The sequence below is a fragment of the Bacillus sp. FF-1 genome (assembly GCF_028548245.1).
Classification (GTDB): Bacteria; Bacillota; Bacilli; order Bacillales; family Bacillaceae_G; genus Bacillus_A; species Bacillus_A paranthracis.
This window is the reverse complement of record NZ_JAQQGG010000002.1, coordinates 344,211-359,819: the sequence shown is the minus strand read 5'-3', so window position 1 is coordinate 359,819 and position 15,609 is coordinate 344,211. Positions and strand designations below refer to the sequence as shown.

The following is a 15,609-nucleotide window of genomic DNA, read 5'->3' as shown; positions in this document are numbered from 1 at the left end:
TATGTCAACAATAATTAGAGATGTACCAAATAATGAATGGTATGATAAGTTAAAGGAAAAAGTGGACGGAAAAATTCTTCACTTAAAAGACTCAAGAGGTATTTTTCTTTTAGATAAATTAGATGAAAGAAACTTAAAGTATTTCTTGAGTGCTTGTGTTAATAAACCTTGGGCAAATCATCTCTTATTAGGGATACTTACTAGTGCGGATAAAAATCTAGATTCGCATACAATTAGAAATACATTAATAAATGCTAATCCAAGATTCCAAGATATTTTTTTAGCATTTAACTTGAATACGATGTCAGAATTTGATGTTATGGAACATTTGTATAAATATTTTAAAGGAACAATTTATCCCGAACATTCCAATTCTATGAGAATGAGTTTTTTTAAAAATTATAGAGCACTTTCCTCTCAAATGAAAAAGTGGTTAACTCATAAATTATCAATCGAACAACAAGAATATTTTGAGCAATTTCTTTTTCCTATACCTTTATTTAACTCAAATGATTTTCTATTTGAAAAATTAGCGACGGAACAGGCACAAAATAGTCGGAAAGATGAAACAGATGCTATAGTTCCTTTTCTACCCAAAATCCGATCGGAAGCCCATTTCCGCTGGAATCAAATAAAACGTATAAGGGAAAGTTTTCAAAAAACAATAGAACGTGTTGAGGAACAAAACTTATCTCTTCCACTGCAATTTCATTACGAAGAACCGACACGAATTGGAGAACGTTTTTATTTTCGTTTATGGGATAAGCAGTCATTTGTATTACACCACGAAGAATACTTCCCCAAAACAGTAGTTAAACAAGCACAAGAACGTAAATCAACCTATTCGAAAAATAATAATCACCACTTTTTAGAATTTGTAAAATCTGAACCTTTAGATGAAGATGACGAAGTAGATGGATTATGGTTTACTGATTTAATTGAAAATGATGTTCTAGGAAATTTATTTCAAAGGGCCAACAAAGAAGAAATAAAACAAAAACAAGACTTTCTAAAATTGTGGGGGTATATGGATAAGAATTCTGAAAGTAAATCCCCTCCGTTTGCTAGTGGTCATAAAGATATAATTAGTTTTTCTGCTTTTTTAGGTCGTTATAGGAATAATGTAAAAGGTGTTTTTTTTGATGTAGAACCTTTTTATGCTGGATGTACATTTGGTTTATTGGCGATAGATATTCTTACAACAACAGGAGCAAGAATAAATGAACTATTACAAATTAGCAACACGAAAGAATGTATACAAACTAAATTGGTAAAAGAAAAACTTCATTATTCATTTTATGCGATTCCAAAAGGAAGAGATATTGTAGAAGAATTTTATGTGAGTAAACAAACAATGCAAATTATCCAAACCGTTTCACGAATGCTAAAGGATCATTATGGAGGAAAAATTCCCAGTGTTGAATATCGTCATGATAGAAAGCACTTGTTTCCAGGAGAAAAGCCTTATTATTTTCAATATAATCATAAAGCTTTTAAGATTCATGCAGTGTATGCCTGTATTCGATTTCTACTACACGGGTTAAGATTTGAAACACAAGAGGGCTCTCCTGTAATTGTAAAAACACATTTGTTACGGCATGCATTTGCAACAGAAGCTGTACAACGTCAAAAGATGCCTATTGATATTTTGGCGAAAATTCTGCATCAACGAGACTTAGTGGTAACTGAATACTATTCGGCTCCAACTCCAAGTCAAATTGCTGAATCGGTCGGTGAACTTCAAGATGTAATTTCTAGCTATATTGACATAGATGATGCTTTACTACGAAGTCCAGTAGAACTTCAAAAAGAACTTACAGAGTATAGTGAAAAAGTTGGAGTTTTTAATAACGTTTTAGGCGGCACTTGTGTGACAGATTATGTATGTCCGACGAAGATGGCATGTTTAGGGTGCAAAGCAAAAATCCCACAACCAGAACAAGAACATGAACTATTAGAAGCTATTAAGGTTGCAGAGGACATGGAAAAACGTTTCAAAAAAATTGGGCTCGAAATTGAAGTAAGAAAAGCAAAAGAAATGCGGAAACAAGCTAAAATTGAATTAAAAGAAATTGATTTAATCAAAAAATATAGAGAGGAACAGAGATATGAACCAGTTATCAAATCTAACACCTTCTGGTAGTCGTTCTTGGTTGAGGTCTGTTCACGAACAAAGAAAAAATCGTTCTATTCAATTAGGTATGTTGACAATTGATACTCTCATTTCAAATGGAATTCCTGTAACATACAAAAACATTCATGAGAAATCAAAAGAACTTGATGTAACAGGAAAAGGTATCCATTCTAATACAATAAAAAGAAATGAGGAACTGTATTCTTATTACAAACAATATAGTAAGACTTTTAAAATAAAACAAAACAAGAAAAAGACTGCACCACAAACCACATTTGATGAATCGACTATAAGAAACATTTCACCTAGTCGCAATATTTTAAAAGTAAGAAGTAAATATATGAAATTATCTAAAGAAGAACTTGTAGATAAACTTATTCAGACGGAACAATACCTTGCTCGTAATCATCAAAAGTGGGTTACAGGTCATTTTGAAATGTTTAAATAATTAGTTATTTAATGAAGAATAACTTCTCGGAATTTTTTTCATTGTATAAATGTAAAATAACAATAAAGTTATTAAATTTTAAAAGCTCAAATAAATATAACCCCGTTCTAAATTTAGGACGGGGTTATACTTAAAGTTGTTTAATTTTTGATGTAAGATATTTCACTACACTAAAAAAAATAACGATAAAGTCATTTGAAAATCTAAGTTTTATTCAACAATAGCGGCCCAGTCAAGTTCAGCTATTTCTTCTTGAACGCTTATACATATTCATAGTAACCAACCAGCTAATGACGATGATCCCCGCAAAAAGAAATAGCATATTACTGTACAAATGAGTGGATGGATCAGCATTTATAGGTAACAATTTTCGATCTAGCAAACCTATCGATAATAATCCACCTACAATTGCAATACCCATTCCTTCTGATAAAAAGCTTGTAAAATTAAGCAAACTCATTCCAGCACCAGCTTCCTTTTGTTCCAAACTACTTGAAACAATGGTGGAGATAACTGTTTTCGTAAAAGAAAGCCCTCCAAAAACAAAAATTAATATACTTGTCATGAGCCATGGTGTTGTTTCTATAAAAAGGGCAGCTACTAAAAAGCTGATAGAAAGAAATGCAACTCCAGTTGTTAACACAAATAAAGAGCCTTTCTTATCAACAAGAACTCCACCAATATAACCAAAAACAATAACACTCATTGCACCAGGGAAAATAATCCCACTTCCAATTGCAGCAGTACTTAATTGATACACATCTTTCATCATATAAGGAACCATAGAAAGAAATCCTGCTACAGTTCCAAATATAAGTCCTCCACAAATGATTCCAATCATAAATGGGACATTTCTTCCTAGCGCAGGATCAACAAAAGGATTAGATACTTTCCTAATATGTTTAACAAATATCAGGAAACATATAATGCTAACGATTAGAAAGGAAATTCTATAAGATGTCGTAAACATCATAAAAAATACAATACCTACGGACATGAATATTATCCCTACAGTATCAAAAGAGCCTTTTATTACGTCTTCCTGTTTCATTAATTTTGCAAGGAATGGAACAGTGATAATCGTCACAAGTGGTAAAAGCAGTAAATAAGACCAATGGATATATTCAGCAATCACTCCACCAATAAATGGTCCTACACCTTCTCCCATTGCTACAATGGACCCAATAAGTCCAAATGCTTTACCCCTATCTTCTTTTGGGATATAGCGCGCCACAACAACCATCACAAGTGCTGGAAATGCAGCTGCACCCGCGCCCTGGATAAGCCGAGCCAAAATAATTACAGAAAAGAACGAATGCCCAACAAATCCGATAACTGATCCGATGCAGTTCACTATAATTCCAAATAGGAGTAGCTTTTTGATGCCTAGCTGATCCGATAGCTTTCCATATATAGCTGTTCCTATGGAAAAAGTTAATATGAACGCTGTGTTTACCCAGTTTACACTTGCTGGTTCCTTATTAAAATCGCTAGCAATATCAGGTAATGAAACATTTAAAACCATTTCATTTAAAACGCTGAAAAAAGAAAGAACACAAAGCCATAATAAAACTTGATTATGGCGTAAATTTGACTGTGAATGAGATGTATTCACATTTAACCCTCCAATAAATAATGAGGGTAGACGTAGTTTATAGGGTCATTGATACGCTTTCCCTCTTTAAATGTACCCAATTATATTTATTGCACTTCATAAATAACTCCTCCTAAATTTGATTTGTATATTTTATCACATATAGCTTAAAATGACTCTCATTTTTTTAGCAACTTTACTATTTTTTAAACGACTTTATTGTAACTCAAACAACTTGTCCGTCACTTTACAATAAAATTATTTATGATAAAACTCAAATGTTGTAGTAGTAAATGAGGTCATATAGAGGTCTTTTAAAAGAAAAATACACCACTATTCAATAGTGGTGTACTTTCCTTAATAAAATGTGTAACATTTTATTGAATCCCTTGTTTATTATAGGACTTACTAATTATCTGTCCTTTTAATAAAACAATTGGATTCTTTTTTTCTTTTTATGTTACATTACATATTTATATAAAGCATGTGCAACACCATGTTCTTCATTAGATAATGTTTCATATTTACACATCGCTTTTATTTCTTCAACAGCATTTCCCATTGCAATTGAAATGTTCGCTTTTTCCATCATAGAAACATCGTTTAGCCCATCACCTATCGCAACAGTATTTTCAACTGAAATATTAAGATATTCAGCTAAGGTGTATAATCCATTCCCTTTTTGAGCATCTCGATGATTAATCTCTAAATTGTGCCAATATGAAGATGTAATTGCTAAATCTGAATTATGAAGAAATGTTTCTTTTAGTTTTTTTAATTTCTCTATATCATAAGAAAATGGCAACAATTTATGCACGTGTATTTCTGTTTCTACAATTGACTTGCAACTTTCCGTACTATGAAATGCTGTATGCTCAAGGTATAATGCTGCAATTGTTTCTAATTCTTGTATATCCACATTTGTTTTTGAATTTTTCAAATCCTCAATTTCCCTGCGTACACTTTCCACTCCATATTCTGGAACATATACGCCTTTATCTGTATAAAGTTGATAATATAAACCATTCTCTTCAAGATATTCTACTATTTTAAGTGCCTGCATATTTTGAATTGGATATCTTTTCATCATTTTTTTATCTTTATATATAAGTGCACCATTTTCTGCAATGATCGGACACTCTAAATCAGCTTCTAACAATAATCGTTCAATATCGACAATAGAACGTCCTGTACAAATCGCTACAACATGGCCCGCTTCTTGACATGCTCGAATTGCTTTTGCATTCTCTGTACTAATCATTTTATTCCCTGAAAGAAGGGTTCCATCTAAATCAATTGCTATTAATTTCATTATTTCTTCACCACTTTCTAAAATACACGAGTTCTACCTATATTCAAGGTATCGTTTTCACACTGATCTCGTGAGGTTCTCTTTAGTTATAATTTATGAAAAGCGTTTCAGGTCAAGAAATAATTAAAAATAAAATCAGAAGCTTTTCTTTTTAAAGAAAAGCTTCTGATTTTAAACTATGAACTATAACTAATATATTTCGTCTCACACATGTACACATTCTTTTCTTCAGTTGGGACATATATTTTAAACTTTTCTAAACGTTTTCCGTAAACATGAATAGTGACAACGCTTTCATTTTCTGCTATTTCAAGAATATGACAATCAGCTGGTGGAATGACTTTATCTGTTTCTCCTTCTCCCAAATAAAGATTTCCTGTATGAGTTAAATAAACAAGTGAATTTTCAAGCTGCTTCGTTTGTATAAAGTTCTGCACCATTATTCTTCCTGTAAATACGCCTTCTACTCCCCATGTGCCATCATGATCATGTAAAGGAGTCGATTGTCCATCTTTCCATACAAGAGCTAATACTTCAAAACGATTTAAAGGATCTTCATAAAGCAAGTGTCGTGCATATTGAGCCGAATTCGCCTTCTGTTTTTCTAACGGAAGCCATGTTTTCTTTTCTAAAAGTTCTTCTAATAATTTTTCAATCCCACAAACAATTTGATCTTCTAACAAATTACTATTTATTAAATCCGTTACAGCTTTAATAAATGTTTGGAACGTCTTACTTCCATTACACGTTAACATAAGCATCCTCCTCTACTCTTATTCACACACTTCCATACTAAATAACCAACTAAAATTTTACAATTGAGAAATAAAAAAACAAGGTACAGTAAATTTGTACCTTGCTGAACAGTTTATTGAGTTTTAAACGAATAGGTAAGAATTTTGAATTAAATCATAATATGCTTTATCCTTCTCTTCGACGTTTTGAGAATATGGGGGCTATAACGAAAAAAGTACATACACAAGTCGGTAAGCCAAATCGAAATATGTACGACATAACTGAAACAGGAGAAGAAATCTTTTCTGAAATGTTGCGCGAGTTTCCCGAAAAACTCGCGACAAACAATATAGAATTTCTTGTTCGTATCGCGCTTTTTGAAAAGCTTGATTATGAAGCTAGAAAAGAAGTTTTAACAATACGCCAAGACATACTACATAAACAACTTACTGCTATTCAATCTTTAGATGCTAGTTCACCTTTTATTACAGAAGTAATTGAATTTAGTAAATCACGTATCGAACATGAATTGCTCTGGATTACATCACTTATGAAGAAAATATGAAAAAATAAAAGAAAAGTTAAAAACAATGAATGAAAATGAGATTTATTATCAATACTATAATTAATAAAAGGGCAACCACGATTTGGCTACCCTTCAAAAATTTATACTTCCGGATCGAAAGTTTTGCAATCTGTTTCTTCTGTAGTCGATGCTTGTTTTCCTTTATGACTTACTACATAAATTGCGTCTGCGCTACATTTATTGCCGTTAGCCCAAAATTTACAGTTGTTTACTTCACATAAAACGTCTTGTGCCATAGTATCACACCTCCTCGTTCTATTATCATTAACAAAATTCGGAGGTATGATACTTTTTGTTATGCATTTTTTATTCCCTTTTTAGCTTTCTTAATGGCTCTATATCTCCTTGTACAATAGCACCTATATTTTCAGTTATTTTTTCAATATGAAAATGCCACCATTGTATTTGCAATAATTCTTCTATTATTGCATTTGAAAATCTCTCCCTTATTTTATTTGCAGGGTTTCCACCAACAATTGTATATGGTGCAACGTCTCTAGTCACAACCGATTTAGCTGCTATTATTGCACCATCCCCTATTTTTATTCCAGGCATAATTGTTGTATCCATACCGATCCAAACGTCATTTCCTATAACTGTATCACCTTTGTAAGGTAAATCAGACAAATTAGGTGTATACTTCTCCCACCCATTTCCAAATATATTAAATGGATATGCCGAAAATCCATCCATCCGATGATTCGCTCCATTCATAATAAAGGTAACTCCATTTGCAATACAACAAAACTTTCCAATGATAAGGCGATCTCCAAGAAATTCATAATGATGTAATACTCGATCTTCAAATGTTTCTCCATCTTTCGCATCATAATATGAATAATCTCCGGAGAGTATATTAGCTTTCGTTATTGTATTTTTTATAAAGTGAACATTTTTATTTCCTTCGATAGGGTATTTAACATTTGGATTAGGATTCATGTTGCACAGCACTTCCTTTCCTATTCATTTCACTCTCTATTGCTATAACTGGCTTTAAATTGTATATAGGTAAAATAAATAATAATCCAATTATAAATAGTAAAGCTGTGCCTTCGTACATCGTACTTAATGAGAACATTTCTTTTAATGAACCAGCAATACTCATCGTTACTACCATTGAACCGGTGAATAGCGGACTTAAAATACCATTTACACGACCAATAAAATCAGTATCACTATTTTGAATAATGAGCGTATTAATACCTATTTGAATACAAGGAAGAGCTAAACCGCTAAAAAGTTGTGCTGTGAGTGTTACCCATAAATTGGTGGAATAACCTATAATACCGATGCCAATTGCCTGACCAAGCATACCGATAATTAACATCTTTTGCGGCGCAACATTTTTTGCAAACACCATCGCTAAAGCACCGCCAACAATCATTCCTGCACCATTTACTGTTAGTAACCATTGTAAACTCTCTTTTGATAATCCTAACTGCTCAGTCACAATAAAAATACCTAACGGCTGAATTAAACCAATTCCTAGTCCTGCTGCCATAAAACAAAGCCCTAGCAAAGTTAATGCTTTTTTCTTTTTCACATATTTAATACCATCAAGCATTTCCTGTAATATAGTGATTTCTTTCTTCTCATTATCATTCTCAAGATCTTTCGGAAGAAATAACAACACAGCTGCTGCAAGTAAAAAAGCGATACCTGTAATAATGATTGAAATATAAATTCCAAAACTATGAAAAATAAATGTTCCAAGAATCGGTCCTAACACCATAAATATCGCAAATATTGTTTGATAAATAGACATTGCTAATTGAATTTGTTCTGCCGATAAATGCTGTTTAAACAATTTCATGCCAGATGGCTGAGAAAATTGCGAAAGGATTGCAGAAATAAGTGTGACAAAAAACACGATTTTCCACGTTCCAAACATTAGAGTAATTAATACTGCAAATACTGATAAAGAACTTAAAGTCTCACACCATATCATAGTCCTCTTCGGCTTCCACCTATCAGCAAACGTTCCACCAATAAAGGAAAAGATGAAAATTGGAGCAAACTCCGCCACTGAAATCATCGAAATAGCAAAAGCATCACCCTTTGTCATTTCCATTACATATAGTAATACCGCAAAGTTCCGAACCCATATTCCAATTTGTAAAAATAATGCTGATGCTAGAATCCCCTGTACAAACCGGTTTTTTAATACTTGTGATACCCCATTATTTTGTTTCGTTTCTACATTTGTCGACATAAAAAAGCCCCCTATTTCATGTTCTGAACAGGAGGCAGCACAAATCATATGAAAAGACTATATTTTCGCAGAGCGAAATACATCCCTTTTCTATAAATGTACAGACTAATCCTATTCAGAAGAATATTTCGTTTTTTAACGAAGATCTCTTACAAATAGAATTAGTTGATCATTGGGATGTTTTCACCCTTCCGTTTCGAATTTAAATTACACATACATACTCTATGTAAATCATTTTCTATGTATGCATGTCTTACAATAAATATTCTAGAATGTTAATGGTAATTCCTCTAAAGAACGCATTAAATAATTACCTTGCCATTTAATGTCTTCACGATTCCCTTTTATTTGTAGTTTTGGCATTCTCTCAAACAAAGTAGTAATAGCAATTTTTGCTTCCAACCTAGCAAGTGGAGCGCCTAGGCAAAAATGGCTACCATGTCCAAAGGCAATATGGCGATTGTTCTCGCGAGTAATATCGTATACTTCCGGATTCTCAAATACTGTTTCATCACGGTTTGCAGAAGCTAAGGCAATGACAACCATATCTCCTTTTTCAATTGTTTGATCGTGAATTTGAAAAGGTTCATCTGCCCATCTTGAAGTTGTAACCTCAACCGGAGAATAATATCGTAATCCTTCCTCAATTGCTGCATCAATTAACTTTGGATTTTCTTTTAATAACTGTAATTGATCCGGATTTTCAAGAAGTGCTAATACCGTATTTGTTATTAAATTTACCGTTGTCTCATGCCCTGCAACAATTAGTAACATTATCATTGAATATAGTTCCCGAGCGTTAAGTTTATGTCCTTCACTTTCTGCAAGTATTAAAGCACTAACCAAGTCCTCTTTCGGTTCTTTTCGTTTCATATCAACTAAATATTGAAGGTATGTAATAAACTCAGATAGTTGCTTTTCAGTTTCTTTTATTTCTTCTGGTGTTTCTGGATAAGCAATGACAGCATGCGACCAAATTCTAAATTTCGCTTGATCTTCTTTTGGAATGCCGAGCATTTCACTTATTACAATGATTGGTAAAGGAAATGAATAATCATCCACAAGGTTTAATGAACCTTTCCGCTCAACTTCGTTCAATAAATCATCTGCAATATCCTGAATTCTTCCTTCCAGTTGTGCAATCATCTTCGGTGTGAAAACTTTTTGCACAAGTGATCGCAGACGATTGTGGTTAGGTGGATCTGAATTTAACATGTGCGTCGTTAAATGATCACTATTGTCAACAGTAAGAAACACATTTAATGTATCTTGAGAAAATACATTGGCCGGATCTTTTTTTAAGCGACTGTCTTTTAAAAGCGGCAAAGCATCTTCATATCTTGTAATAAGCCACTCTGCACCTAATTCAGTTTTATTCACAAATAAGATAGGTTGCATTTTACGAGATTCTTTATAAATTTCATATGCATCTTCTTTAAACTGAGCTGAAGCTAAATTGATGCCATCCTCTATTCTTAGCCCAACTTTATTTTTCATTGACATTGTATTCCCTCACTCTCATTTGTTTAAAAAAAACAACCAACATATGCATTATACGCTAATAAAAACGTGAAAATTGTAACTTTTTAATCAAAACCTTACTTCGTATATTGAAAAATAAAAAAGTGAGGGAGTAAAATCTTTCTACTCTCTCACTTTTCTTTATGCGAAGCACATGAAATTACTAATTTGTTGATAGCGATAACTTATTTTACGACGACGACCACCTTGCCACGTGTAACCTGATACTCCATTTCTTCTCACTTCGGTCGGGAAGAACCATAAATCCCTTCCGAAAGGACCAGGACGATGTAAGCGTAAATAGCCCCATCTTCCTAGACAGTTACACATCCAAGATTTCATATTACCTGGTTGTGCAGGAGAAGCAAATGTAGACGGTAACGACGGCGCTTGTGACGGAGGTGGTGACGTTGGAGCATCTTCCGCATCATCTGGTCTGTAATCTTCTTGTTCAATATCTCTCACTTCATTTGTAGGTTCATACCCGTAGTTTTGTGGATTATAATACATCGCTTGATCATATGGATAATTTTGTTGGTTATACATATTAATAAATCACCTTCTTTTCATTACCTTTACCATTCATATGTGATATGCCCTCTCTGGGAAGCTTATGTATAGCCTAAATTCAACAAAAAATAAAGCTCGTATTTTAAAAATACGAGCTTCTTCATAAACGGAATAGATGTATTATTTTCTTAATTTCACACTATAGAAACGCATTTCATCTAATGAACCTTCAAATTCAAATACTTCTTGTTTAATTAATTCCTTTAAGCGATATTCTAAAAACGTATCGCCAACTGATTGCTCTACAAGACCAAGTGCTTCACCAATTACTCTAGGAGCTTTTAGGAATTCTTGATCAGCACCTATACTTTTCGCACATTCAATAATAAATTGATCAAAATAATTTTCTTGTACAGAACGCACTTCATTGTCTGTCCAAACTCTTAAAAATCCCGTACTTTTCGAGAGACTATCCCACTCATGTTCAAACTGCATCCGATTCTCTACAGTTAAATACGGCAATTTTACAAAACTTTTTTGAATTAGAGCTAAACTTTCAGGTGGTAACTCTCCTGTTCCACGAATAACATACTCTAGTTTTAATATTTCTTTACTTGCTTCAGATGTATTCATAACGCGAATACTTTTCTTATCTTTTAATTGCGCCATTACAAAACATAGACCTACATGTTCATGTGCGTTATCGGCTTTCCAAATTGTAATAGGCGTTTCACTAGGAATAGCGTATAGTTCTTTCATAGTTTCTAAAAACCTTGGTAAATACTCTTCTTCAAAATAATTTTCATAAGCATTTAAGTTGTTTACTAACCATTCCTGTCTTGCTAGTTGCCACTTATTCATATGTAACTTGTGTATCGGCCCAATTGAAAAGAATTCAGAAAAAGCAATAACCATCTCTTCCAATCGTTCTTCTTGACTTAGCATATGCTTTAAACATCCAGCTGTTGAATCATCAAATGCAATATGAATGTGTGAGCTTTCTTTTACATTTCTTTTATAAGATGTATTACTCAGTAGTTGATTAGGAATATCCATTAAATTTTTAATAGTATCTTCACTATAGTTTTCTTCTAATAAATTTAACTGAATTAGAATGCTTTGAAGTAAATGTTTTGCTTCATCTTCGTACATATCCTCTACAACATTTTTGATTTTATCTATCATATAATTCCCTCTATTCATTTCATAAATAACGTAGATTATAGTGTATCACTTTATAATCATTCTTTAAAAGCTTTTTGGTCAAATCATGTATTACACAGATTGCTACGGCTAAAATTACTAAACATTTTGTAAATCCTTTAATTTAAATGTATAATTATATAGAAAATAAAAAATATAGGAGCTATATGTATGGAAAAAGTATTTACTAATTATAAATATTATCTAAAAAATTGGAGATTTATATTTATTTGTATATTACCTGCTGCTGCTTTATTATATACACTTGATGTTACCTTTGAACTACTGTTTCATCAAAATTTCTATTTGTCTAATTTAATAATTGCTGTCATTTTATTTTTAATATTTATTAACGTAAAAGATAAATTTAAAATCAAAAGTTAAAGAAAGCTATAATTGAAATGAAACCGTTGTAGAGCTACATTTTTCATAAAAAATAAGGGCACCCTGCTATTGGAAGCCCTAAAGTGATTAGAGGTTTTTTCTGAGTATTGATTCGGACACGAAGATCTTGTCCTACTATTTACTATATGCTTGTACTTATTTTATTGTGCATATATTAAATATCATATCTAGCTACTTCATATATCCATTGTACAATTATCATATACATAAAAAAACATCCTCCTGGATGTTTTTTATGTACACATTTTTAAGCTTCCATAAATTTAGCAGGTACACCGATTTTTTCAACTACAGAAGATATATTAGTAGGATTAATCATTACATTTTCAATACTAACTAATTTATTTTCTAGTAGCCCATTCTCTGTAGTAATAAGTTCTTCAAACCGAGCTAAAGTCATCGAGAATTTGTGTTCACTTCCACCATTCATACTGACTTTTACGTACTTCATAGTGTCACCCGCCTTTCATAATAATCTATAATTCGGTAAAAAGGCACTTACATCCTTTTATTTACTCCTAGATTTTTCACTTTTACATTTGCCAATTCACGTTTATATTATTTTGAAGAAAACAACCACTATTTTATGTTCACGCTATAATTGCTAATAAGAATGATAAAGATAAAAATACACAAAGTAGTATATATAAAGCAGTATCCATTCTAGCAAATTGGGTATCTTTTTTTCGCTTAAAAATACCAAAATAATGAAACTCACCAATTACTCTTATGAAAAATACAATCATACACACCCAGGATCCCACTCGAACAATAATATTAGGAAATGCAAAATGAACAATATTTGTTTGTTGTAATAAAATCATCGCTGCCATACTTAATAATAACGCAATGAGCAATGTCATTCCTGCACCTGGTGTAAACGCCTTTTTTCCCATTTTTGTTGGAATAACACTATTTGTCGCCCACTTACCTCCAAAAGCCCAGTAAACATGTAAAAAGCTAACTAAAAATAATATACAGACAGAAATATATGTAATAATAAGCATTTTGTCCTCCCATTATTTTATTTAACTCCTTAACTTTAAGGTATGCTATAAAGTGAAACTTTAATCAGTGGGGGTCTTACTGCCCATTAAAGCGGGATACATTTCTCATTAGCAATCAATATGTAATTACAAAAAAGCCTTCAATGATAACTCATTAAAGGCTTACTAAAGTTTCTTATGCATTATACTATACCTATTTCTACGACGTTCCATCCTTGTTTGTCCTTGAACAGTACCTTCTTTATATTGATGTATTTGCTCTTTCAGTTCATATGTTGCAGCTGGAGCCGGTTCTTCGTAATTATGCTCACGTATTTTTTCTGGCGTTTTTCGTTTTGATACTTTTCCACCAAACTTAAATAATTGCATCCTAAATTTCGGTAATCTTGGAAGTGGAATCTTAAAGGATAATTTTTTCTGTTTCTTTTTTTGTTTAAATAGATTTATATTTTCTTTATTATCATTTTTCTCTCTGCGGTGAATTAACATCGCAAGTAATCCACCTAATATCAGTCCACCAACTAAAAGCATGATATATTTGAAATTGCTTGTCATTAAACTAGACATACGTTCAAGTATGACTAACGACTGTACTTCTTTCATATCCCATATTAAAGCGGCCCATAATGCGAATAAACCGAAAGTAAGTCCATATGTACGAAAACGAAATAAACATGGAATTAAAGCGATACAAGCGGCAATTTTCGCATTCGCTATTATTGAACTAGTTGAAATATCTTGATGCCAAATGACTAACAATAGTGTAATAAATGGTGCATACGCTATCCAACTACATATACGTGAATATATTTTTTTCGCAAAATAACTACCGAAACTAGTAAAAAATAAAAGGCCTCCAATATATAAAGATTGTTCTAGCGGGATTTGCTTTAAAATTCCTGCAACTGGAAAGAGGCCGCTCAATAGCATTAATAGCACATCTAATTTCTTCACAATTCCTCATTCCTTTCAAATTTCTTTTGAGTTAATACATATTGCTTTTCCATATGATGTAGTTTTTTATTTCTAAAAAACATCTTAATCCTGTATGGAAATAAAGTAAATATGTAAAAGAGAAGATACATGACAAAAGATATCCTTATTTACATGAAAAAATGACAAATCCTGACCTATATAATGAACAGGATTTGTCTATTATTATTTAAATTAGAATAATTGAATCTTTCTTTTCTATTTTTATAATATCTACATCCAATTCATCATCAAACTCTTTAAACTCTCTTGCATCTATATCCGTCATATCACGAATGATTTTATAAGCATTTCGCATAAGTGTGATTTCATTAACTAAAGCTATTTTCAAAGACGACATATCAGCGATAATTTACGTCTATTCCGAATAGGTGTTAGCAAGTTCGTTTGCAAACTTGTTAGCACTTTTTTATATTTCTTCTATTACATACACCTTCGCAAGAACATCATATTTAGCAGCTAACTCTTCCAATTTCTTTTCTCTATATTTCGTCACTGTAAAAAAATGAATCACTGGCATTTTCCCGTTATGCTTCTGTTTATAAATTTGGGTAAACTCTTCATATTTTTTTATCTTCTCTTCATTCACTTTCATTTTCTGCGAGCGATCTACCTCAACTGCATGAAGTATATTTTCTTCATCCCGAAACTTCACATCCGGAACTATTTTCTTTTTCTCTTTATTCTTTATATAACGTATATCCGTTTCAATCTGCCAGTTATCTGGACAAAATAAATGTAACCACGCTTCATTCCGTAATAACGCATGCGCAAGCTTCCCTCTCGAAACAACCTTACCATCATCACCAAACATCGCGTGCCCTTCGTTATTGAGATAATACACATATTCTTTCCCTTGCATGGTTTTACTCACGTATGGTTTTAAATCCCAAAATACGGTTTGCATTACGTATACCACCCATATTATGCACACTCATTAAATGTCTTC

18 protein-coding genes and 1 pseudogene are annotated in these 15,609 nt (G+C 32.3%); 4 read left to right on the top strand and 15 right to left on the bottom strand.

Annotation, left to right across the window (positions count from 1 at the left end; genetic code table 11):
* Position 1 precedes the first annotated feature (1 nt).
* Together PQF83_RS07235 and PQF83_RS07230 are read left to right on the top strand one after the other, a co-directional pair.
* On the top strand, positions 2-2,143 hold the full coding sequence (locus PQF83_RS07235; RefSeq protein ID WP_047956284.1) for a site-specific integrase: 2,142 nt from the start codon (positions 2-4) through the stop codon (positions 2,141-2,143).
* Positions 2,109-2,582 (top strand): hypothetical protein, encoded by a 474-nt coding sequence (locus PQF83_RS07230; protein WP_001072817.1) that lies wholly within the window; start codon positions 2,109-2,111, stop codon positions 2,580-2,582. Before PQF83_RS07235 ends, PQF83_RS07230 begins: the two co-directional genes overlap by 35 nt.
* A 238-nt stretch (positions 2,583-2,820) precedes the next feature.
* Here the strand turns inward: PQF83_RS07230 and tet are convergent, their stop codons facing one another.
* The 4 genes from tet to PQF83_RS07215 form a co-directional block, all read right to left on the bottom strand.
* Positions 2,821-4,197 (bottom strand): Tet(L)/Tet(K)/Tet(45) family tetracycline efflux MFS transporter, encoded by a 1,377-nt coding sequence (gene tet / locus PQF83_RS07225; protein WP_252213118.1) that lies wholly within the window; start codon positions 4,195-4,197, stop codon positions 2,821-2,823.
* A gap of 37 nt (positions 4,198-4,234) precedes the next feature.
* Positions 4,235-4,297: a tetracycline resistance efflux system leader peptide gene (locus tag PQF83_RS28560; RefSeq protein ID WP_106081929.1), complete on the bottom strand. Its 63-nt coding sequence runs from the start codon at positions 4,295-4,297 to the stop codon at positions 4,235-4,237.
* 339 nt (positions 4,298-4,636) lie between these two features.
* The gene (locus PQF83_RS07220; protein ID WP_000766401.1) at positions 4,637-5,488 is read right to left on the bottom strand and encodes a Cof-type HAD-IIB family hydrolase; all 852 of its coding nucleotides are present in this window, start codon (positions 5,486-5,488) and stop codon (positions 4,637-4,639) included.
* A gap of 176 nt (positions 5,489-5,664) precedes the next feature.
* Complete coding sequence (locus tag PQF83_RS07215) at positions 5,665-6,243, bottom strand: cysteine dioxygenase family protein (protein WP_000954454.1); 579 nt, start codon at positions 6,241-6,243, stop codon at positions 5,665-5,667.
* A 92-nt stretch (positions 6,244-6,335) separates the two neighbouring features.
* Between PQF83_RS07215 and PQF83_RS07210 the strand changes: the two genes are divergently transcribed.
* Entirely contained in the window at positions 6,336-6,788 is a 453-nt protein-coding gene (locus PQF83_RS07210) for a PadR family transcriptional regulator (protein ID WP_048519999.1), read from the top strand.
* 101 nt (positions 6,789-6,889) lie between these two features.
* Here the strand turns inward: PQF83_RS07210 and PQF83_RS07205 are convergent, their stop codons facing one another.
* The 6 genes from PQF83_RS07205 to PQF83_RS07180 form a co-directional block, all read right to left on the bottom strand.
* A complete protein-coding gene (locus tag PQF83_RS07205) occupies positions 6,890-7,045 on the bottom strand; it encodes a DUF1540 domain-containing protein (protein WP_000046091.1) in 156 nt (51 codons plus the stop codon).
* A gap of 70 nt (positions 7,046-7,115) precedes the next feature.
* Positions 7,116-7,748, bottom strand: a complete 633-nt coding sequence (locus PQF83_RS07200; protein ID WP_001069222.1) for a Vat family streptogramin A O-acetyltransferase — start codon at positions 7,746-7,748, stop codon at positions 7,116-7,118.
* Positions 7,738-9,021: an MFS transporter gene (locus PQF83_RS07195; protein WP_000106380.1), complete on the bottom strand. Its 1,284-nt coding sequence runs from the start codon at positions 9,019-9,021 to the stop codon at positions 7,738-7,740. The genes PQF83_RS07200 and PQF83_RS07195 overlap by 11 nt, the downstream gene beginning before the upstream one ends.
* Before the next feature lie 267 nt (positions 9,022-9,288).
* Positions 9,289-10,524 carry a cytochrome P450 gene (gene cypA, locus PQF83_RS07190; protein WP_000062106.1) on the bottom strand — a complete coding sequence of 412 codons (1,236 nt, stop codon included), beginning with the start codon at positions 10,522-10,524 and terminating at the stop codon, positions 9,289-9,291.
* Between the two features lie 159 nt (positions 10,525-10,683).
* Entirely contained in the window at positions 10,684-11,088 is a 405-nt protein-coding gene (locus tag PQF83_RS07185) for a hypothetical protein (RefSeq protein WP_000282686.1), read from the bottom strand.
* A gap of 144 nt (positions 11,089-11,232) precedes the next feature.
* Positions 11,233-12,237 carry a DUF1835 domain-containing protein gene (locus tag PQF83_RS07180; RefSeq protein WP_000565723.1) on the bottom strand — a complete coding sequence of 335 codons (1,005 nt, stop codon included), beginning with the start codon at positions 12,235-12,237 and terminating at the stop codon, positions 11,233-11,235.
* A gap of 189 nt (positions 12,238-12,426) precedes the next feature.
* On the opposite strand from PQF83_RS07180, the gene PQF83_RS07175 reads away from it, so the two are divergent.
* Positions 12,427-12,639 (top strand): hypothetical protein, encoded by a 213-nt coding sequence (locus PQF83_RS07175; protein WP_000416572.1) that lies wholly within the window; start codon positions 12,427-12,429, stop codon positions 12,637-12,639.
* 268 nt (positions 12,640-12,907) lie between these two features.
* Here the strand turns inward: PQF83_RS07175 and PQF83_RS07170 are convergent, their stop codons facing one another.
* The 5 genes and pseudogenes from PQF83_RS07170 to PQF83_RS07150 all read right to left on the bottom strand — a co-directional run bounded on the left by PQF83_RS07170 (position 12,908) and on the right by PQF83_RS07150 (position 15,598).
* A complete protein-coding gene (locus tag PQF83_RS07170; RefSeq protein ID WP_000878365.1) occupies positions 12,908-13,111 on the bottom strand; it encodes a hypothetical protein in 204 nt (67 codons plus the stop codon).
* 139 nt (positions 13,112-13,250) lie between these two features.
* Positions 13,251-13,667 (bottom strand): DUF3995 domain-containing protein, encoded by a 417-nt coding sequence (locus PQF83_RS07165; RefSeq protein ID WP_000905587.1) that lies wholly within the window; start codon positions 13,665-13,667, stop codon positions 13,251-13,253.
* A 165-nt stretch (positions 13,668-13,832) separates the two neighbouring features.
* Complete coding sequence (locus PQF83_RS07160) at positions 13,833-14,621, bottom strand: DUF3959 family protein (protein WP_272792291.1); 789 nt, start codon at positions 14,619-14,621, stop codon at positions 13,833-13,835.
* Between the two features lie 208 nt (positions 14,622-14,829).
* Entirely contained in the window at positions 14,830-14,958 is a 129-nt protein-coding gene (locus tag PQF83_RS07155; protein ID WP_255256521.1) for a hypothetical protein, read from the bottom strand.
* A 111-nt stretch (positions 14,959-15,069) separates the two neighbouring features.
* Positions 15,070-15,598 (bottom strand): annotated as a pseudogene (locus PQF83_RS07150) (replication-relaxation family protein).
* Positions 15,599-15,609 lie beyond the last annotated feature (11 nt).